Source organism: Mycoplasmopsis agalactiae 14628 (genome assembly GCF_000266865.1).
In the GTDB taxonomy this organism is placed as follows: domain Bacteria; phylum Bacillota_I; class Bacilli_A; order Mycoplasmatales; family Metamycoplasmataceae; genus Mycoplasmopsis; species Mycoplasmopsis agalactiae_A.
Window position 1 is genome coordinate 1 of the sequence record NZ_AJPR01000013.1, and the last position, 6,688, is coordinate 6,688.

Genomic DNA, 6,688 nt, shown 5'->3' on the forward strand with positions numbered 1-6,688 from the left:
TTTGCATTTAATATAGTTTTAAATACAGCAATAAATGTTCTATATGTGCTTAAAACAGGTCATCAAATAAGCACATTTGCAACAACCCTAAATAGTAATTAGTTGTTGTTTATATTTAACAAGCAGTTCAACGATATATAAGTTAATTTGGTTTAAAAGTGTGCATATTTCTTGTGTACATTGAAATAAAAAGGGCAGTTTTACCCTGTTTTTTATGTGTTTATTGTTGTGCTTTTGTATACACATGCAAAACAAAATATAATTACATTCTAATTAGTTTATAATTATATTGTAATTACTTTCTAATTACAAATTAAACATATAGCAATAAAGGAGATTAATGACTTTTTTTACTTTCCATTCCAATAAGGGGGGAGTTGGAAAGACAACAATTACGCTTAACATTGCAGATGCTTTAGCAAAGCAAAATAAGAAAGTTTTAATCTTTGACTTTGATAGTCAAGGTTCATTATCAAATGTTCTTAAAAGTAACATAAACTATAATGAAGATGATTCAGGTAAATGATTAAAAAGAACATCAACAGAGCAAGAATTAGCTAACACTATTCAGCATTCTAAAATTAAGAACATATATTATGTACATACCAATTCTTTATTAAATAATGTAAGAAATTCATTGCTTAATACAACATTAAGAGAACTAGTTTTAAGTTCCAACTTAAAGCTAATGAATAGTTACTTAGTTAAATTAGGAATTGATTATGTATTCTTTGATTTAAACCCTATCTTTGATGACATAGCAAAAAATGTTTATATTGCTTCAAAGACAGGCATTATCCAAGTTGTAGAACCACATATTTTTAGCTTGCAAGGACTTAACGTTATGCTTTCAGAATGAAAGAATAATACAAGAGAACTTGGTCTTAATGATAATATACAAGGCATTATCTTAAATAGAATTAAATCTAATAAGTTATCTAAAGACTTTTTCTTCTTCTTGCATGAAGAGTATGGAGATAGGACACTAAAAACATTTGTGCCCGACAATATAGGTATGGCTACAAGTACAATTAGTTTAGCTTTTTCAAGTGATATAGCAACACTTAATAAATGAAAAAGACCTAAATGAGTTTTAGAGAGTGAATATAAGGACTACATTAAGGATGGTAATCCAATAGAGAACCTAATTATCGAATTACAAGAAAGAAAGATCCTATAATTAGTTTCTAATTAGCTACTAATTACTTTCTAATTATTTTATAATTACTATATAATTAGTTTGTAATTATAAAGTACGCTGGGAGTGATAATGGAAAATAAAAATATATTCAAACAAGTAGCATCACAAACTCAGAAATTGCAACAAGAAAACTTTGATAAATCTAAAAAATTAGATAATGACCAAGCAGTAGATAATTTATTAAACCAAGCAGATAAGCTTTTAAATAAACCAACCAAACAAACTCAAGCTAAAAGAGAAGGCAAAGCAACAGGGCTATATTTAACACAATCTTTAGTTGAAGATATAGCTAAAGTGCAAGAGCAAGCTGTTAATTTGGGCTTTGGAAAAGTAAGCATTCCTGACTTAATTAAATATGGCATAGTTTACTTTAAAAGATTCATATTAATGAATTTAGTTGAATTACCTAAAGATGATAAGTAAATAATTTCAAAGAATAGTATAAAAAATCAAATAGGACTAATTTAATAAGTAGCCCTATTTTTTCCTTTTTTCTAATTACTATCTAATCATAAAGTAATTAGTTTGTAATTATATTGTAATTACTTTCTAATTAGAAATACAACTCATAAGACAAGCGTAAAGGATTAATTAATGACAATCAAATTCATAGTAAGAGACAAAACAACAATTGAACTATTAGAAGATGGCAAAAAAGGAGATCTTATTGATCTATCTAGTGCTGAATCAGTTGACTTAAGTATTATTAATAAAGTAATTGATGAAGCTAAAGACAAGATTTATAATGAGAAAATTGAAGGCTTAAAAACAATATTAGCTACTGGATATAAAAGAAAGTTAGCTGAAGAAACAAACTCATTAAAAGATAAGCTATCAGAAACAATAAATAATCAAAAAGAAAAGATAACCAAATTAGAGTTACAAATTAGCAATTTTGAAGAAAAACATAAACTAGATACTAAAGTTAAACTTGCCGAAGCAATTCAAGGCAAAAATAATGAAATTAATGAGCTTAATGATAAAGTTAAGGACTTAACACATAAAATTAGCTTATTACAAGTAGAACACAAGAATGAAATAAGCAACAAAGTTATTGAAACTAATAAATTAAACGAGCAAATAGAAAAATTAAACAGAGAAAAGCTAACTAAGAACATTAAAGTTTTAGGAGAAGAGTTAGAGAACTACTGTGTAAATGAATTCAATAATGTATCATCTTATGCTTTTAGAACATCAGTATTTGAAAAGGATAATACTGCTATTAAAGCGGAAGGAGAATCTAAAGGCTCTAAGGGAGACTTTATCTTTAAAGTTTATGCTGAAGAAGAAAGAAAAACTCCATTACTTGGAGTAATGTGTGAGATGAAAACAGAGTTAGAATCATCAGTATATAAACAAAGCAATCAAGATCATTACAAAAAGCTTGATAGTGATAGAGAAAAGAAACAATTGGACTATGCATTGCTTGTTAGTGAATTAGAGTATCAAAATAGTGACTGATTAGTTTATAGAGTTCCTGAGTATAAAAATATGTTTGTGGTAAGGCCAATGTACTTTATAACAATGCTAGGCATATTGGAAACAATAGCACTGAAGTATAAAGAAATTACATTAGATAAACAGTTTAAGGAAATTAGCTTTGCTGAAAAGCAAAAAATATTAGATGACTTTAAAGACTTTAAAGATAGCATTTTTGATACTACATTAAAATACATTGAAACTAAAGTTAGTGAAATTAATAAATCAGCTGAAAACATTAAAAAAGAAGCTCATAAGATTTTAGAAGGAACTGAAGTAATAATTGATAGACATCTAAATGCAATTAAAAACAAAATTAACAGTTTTAGTATTGGTTCAAGAGTAATTAAACCAATTGAGAAATTAGCTAGTAAGTAAGTAAAGAAAGCCAAGTTGTAGAAACCTGGCTTTTTGTTTTTTCTAATTAGTATCTAATTATAATATAATTACAAACTAATTACTTTATAATTAGTTTTTCAGCAAAAATTAAACCTTAAAAAGTTTGTCATTTTGTGATAATTCTAAAACAACATTTGAATTATTAAGCACTTGTTCTGGAATTTTATCTTTAAGTATCGAAATAATTAATTGTGCTTTACTATGTAATAAATAGTTGCTAATGCCTATTAATTGATTATCAGACATTAACTCTTTTTTATCATTAAGTAAGAAATGTAAACAAGGAATTTTTTGTTCATCTGCAAATTTGATATAAGCCAGATCAAAACAAATAATTTCCCCTTGTTTTTTTCCTGAACTTTGATTTAGAACTGATAAATCAAACCTATACATTGGTCTTTGTTTGTTGTCAAAAGTTCTGTCACATACTAAAAAGTATCTTTCGTTGTATAAGAGATTAGATATTTTTTGAAAACTATCATTAAATGCTTTAACTTTCTTTTGTAATTCATTATAAACAGTGTCAGAATAAATTTCTTTATTAAGATTTTCTATTTCATTTTGTGTCTTAGAAATATCATTTTCATTTTCTATAATTTGTTCTAATTTACTCTCAAGAGCCCCTTTTTCTTGATGCTTTTCATTTAATTTTTTAATAAGTTTGTCTAACTCTTTAAAAGTTTCTTCCTTCGACAGAGCAATACTTAAGTCTTTTTCAATATCTAGCAATTTAGTCAATTCAGCATTATATTTATCTAATTTATTATTAATTGAAGGCAGTTCGCTGCTAGCAAAAGCAACTTTTTCATCTATCATTTTGTTATGAAAATTAATTAATTCATCAAAAGTTTTGTGTAACTTAGGCATATACAGTTTAGATTGTTGATAAATAATTTCAACTTGTCTAGTGCTAATTGATACACTGTCAGACTTTATTTTTTTGATAAAGTCATTTATATTGTTTTTTCTAATATTTAATAAACTAATTTGTGTTGAATATTGTGAAATTTTATATTTAATTTTATTAAGGCAGTCTAAATCAACCTTAAACTTTTCATTAACATTTAGTTTGTTCTTTTTGTTATTTAATTCAGTAATTTCACCTGAAAGAATTTCTAAACTTTGCTCATATGCAACTCTTGTCGTTTTGTTAGATAGCAATCTTTTTTGGTACTTTTTTTCTTCTTCTAATTTCTTTTTCAAGCTAATTAATTTGCTTGCAGTGTCAAAACTAAAACCAAAAAGAAAAAGATATAGCATTTCATATTCACTATCATTAGTGTTAGGATGAACTGTTTTTAATGTGTTATTAATGCTTTGGTCAGTGTATCTTATATTGTGTGAAATAATTTGTCTAAAAGTAGGTTTAGTAGCTTTGTGTTTTGGAAAAATATAACTTAATAATTCTGTACTTAATTGATCTGCAGCAACATTTTTATCATTAACTCTTAAAACTTTGTTATTTTTATCACTTAAGAAATTTCTCTCAATGATAATTTTTTCTGATTGATCATTATGAATATCATAAGTTAGCTCTAAAGTTATTAAAACTTTGTTATTTTCTAGAAATTCTTTAAGTTCATAATTAACTGTTTTGGTTTCTAATCCTGAATATATTTCCTTAGCATTTCCGCCTAAACAAAAATTAATTAGTTTTAAAACTGTAGTTTTTCCAATGTTATTGCCTGTCTTTGTTAAGTCACTACTTAATGTGCTATCAACTATCAAATTTAATCCCTTTTTAAACTTTAAATGCCTTATAACTTCATCACCTTTAGAGATTTTTAAACTTTTTAGATACATAAAAAACTACTCCATTGTCATTAATATCAATAACACCTGTTAAGTACAACCAATCCAATGATAAAAAAAAGATATTAATAGGCATATTGTCAGGCTTTTTAACTTCAGCATACAAAGTTATTATATCTATGCTTTTCTGTTCATATAAAGTGTTCAAAATAAGGGAAGCATTATAGTAAACACATAGTTTTGGATTTATATTTTCTGGTAATAACATTAGTTAAACTATCTCCGCTTGAATTCCTTTAAATATTTTGCATCTCATAAATGAGTCTACTAATATTATATCAACATATAATGACAGTCTCTCTTTGTCTATTGGCTTCCAGTTAGTGCTGTTTTTAATAATATTTAATACTTTTTCTTTACATTTTTCATATATTTCATCAGGATCATACAAATTAAGATTTGCTATTTCATTATATATTTGACTTATATTCTCCAAAACAGCAATGCTCTTATTATTTGCTTCTATGTCAAATTCTTTATATATGCTATCTATTGCTGAACTAAACACACAATAATTCTTAATTTTTCATTTTGTGTTAATGAGATTATTAAAATTTATCTTATCTTGTATTTTAAATACAGTTGAATTAGGCAAATCAAGTTTTATTATGTTTAAATTTACATTTGACAGTCTGTTAATAATATCAGAAAGAGCAGATATATCATTTCCGGTTAAATGCTTGCTATAAGATAGCTCACTATCTAAATAGTCAGATAATTCTTTTAATTTTGTTAAATCTAAATGTTTAACTTTCCTGAGTATTGACTTTATGTCTATTATGTCTTGTGCCACATCAAATTCTAAATTATAAGGGTTTTTAATTCCCTTAATATTTGTAAAAGATTTAACCGATGACAAAAATTTAAACTTATAGCCTGAATAATTTTTATATATAGCTTTATTTAAGGAATTATTTATTTTTTCTCTTGTAAGAGTTGATGAAACTTGTATTAATATTTTGTTATCATTATCAATTAAGTCAAATCCTGGAGAATTATAAATGATTGAATTTGCATTTACTAAGTTTCAGTCATTTATAATATTTAAAATTTTCATAAAAATATTTTCAGAAACTGAATTAAAGTCATAAAATCCAATAGAGTTATTAACTCAAGTTTCAACATTAAGCATAGATATTTTTAAGACAATATTATCTATATACTCTTTGTTTTGCATAACTGTCTCCCCACACAAACATAATGCTACATATAAATAATAATCTAAATATTAATGTTTAATAATTTATATCATTCCATTTTTGTTTCTACTACTGAGTTACCTTTAAATTCAGTATGAAATATTTTCCAGTAAAAAATATGATTCTATTATTTTTATACTAATAAAAACTTTCTTATTTTGCTTTGCTAAAGCATCTGCAATGTTAAGCGTAATTGTTGTCTTTCCAACTCCCCCCTTATTGAAATGGAAAGTAAAAAAAGTCATTAATCTCCTTTATTGCTATATGTTTAATTTGTAATTACAATCTAATCATAAAGTAATTAGAATGTAATTAGCTACTAATTAGTTTATAATTAGAAGTAAAATAAAAGCAACTCTTTTAGTCGCTTATATTTTCTTTAAGTCCCTTTCATTTATTTAATCATTCTTTATAAATTTCATTAGCTTTTTTCTTGTACTCTTCTGTTTTATGTTTCTCTTGTAAATCAGTGTTATCTTCTATTTCTTTAAAGTCTGGGAATTTGTCCTTCATTACTTTGTTGACATAGTAGGTAATATACTTTTTAATATTTATCTGATTATTATTATTATTAAGGACAAGATCTCCAGGCAGGTTT

7 protein-coding genes and 1 pseudogene are annotated in these 6,688 nt (G+C 25.4%); 3 read left to right on the forward strand and 5 right to left on the reverse strand.

From position 1 onward, the window contains the following. Nucleotides 1–340 precede the first annotated feature (340 nt). From MAGB_RS04020 to MAGB_RS04030, 3 genes are all read left to right on the forward strand, one after another. Nucleotides 341–1,180 carry a ParA family protein gene (locus MAGB_RS04020; RefSeq protein ID WP_004024505.1) on the forward strand — a complete coding sequence of 280 codons (840 nt, stop codon included), beginning with the start codon at nucleotides 341–343 and terminating at the stop codon, nucleotides 1,178–1,180. Nucleotides 1,181–1,270: 90 nt separating this feature from the next. Next, nucleotides 1,271–1,624 (forward strand): hypothetical protein, encoded by a 354-nt coding sequence (locus MAGB_RS04025; protein ID WP_004024506.1) that lies wholly within the window; start codon nucleotides 1,271–1,273, stop codon nucleotides 1,622–1,624. A gap of 171 nt (nucleotides 1,625–1,795) precedes the next feature. After that, the gene (locus MAGB_RS04030; protein ID WP_004024507.1) at nucleotides 1,796–3,058 is read left to right on the forward strand and encodes a DUF2130 domain-containing protein; all 1,263 of its coding nucleotides are present in this window, start codon (nucleotides 1,796–1,798) and stop codon (nucleotides 3,056–3,058) included. Nucleotides 3,059–3,166: 108 nt separating this feature from the next. Here MAGB_RS04030 and MAGB_RS04035 read toward each other — a convergent pair whose 3' ends face one another. The 5 genes and pseudogenes from MAGB_RS04035 to MAGB_RS04050 all read right to left on the reverse strand — a co-directional run. Then, nucleotides 3,167–4,882, reverse strand: a complete 1,716-nt coding sequence (locus MAGB_RS04035; protein WP_004024508.1) for a DUF2326 domain-containing protein — start codon at nucleotides 4,880–4,882, stop codon at nucleotides 3,167–3,169. Next, complete coding sequence (locus MAGB_RS04610; protein ID WP_004024509.1) at nucleotides 4,854–5,099, reverse strand: ABC-three component system middle component 6; 246 nt, start codon at nucleotides 5,097–5,099, stop codon at nucleotides 4,854–4,856. Before MAGB_RS04610 ends, MAGB_RS04035 begins: the two co-directional genes overlap by 29 nt. A 3-nt stretch (nucleotides 5,100–5,102) precedes the next feature. Further along, nucleotides 5,103–6,068, reverse strand: coding sequence for an ABC-three component system protein (locus tag MAGB_RS04045; RefSeq protein WP_004024510.1), 966 nt, complete (start codon nucleotides 6,066–6,068; stop codon nucleotides 5,103–5,105). A gap of 105 nt (nucleotides 6,069–6,173) precedes the next feature. Next, nucleotides 6,174–6,335, reverse strand: coding sequence for a ParA family protein (locus MAGB_RS04615; RefSeq protein ID WP_235750753.1), 162 nt, complete (start codon nucleotides 6,333–6,335; stop codon nucleotides 6,174–6,176). Nucleotides 6,336–6,450: 115 nt separating this feature from the next. Next, nucleotides 6,451–6,688, reverse strand: a pseudogene (locus MAGB_RS04050) (hypothetical protein); the annotation flags it as partial.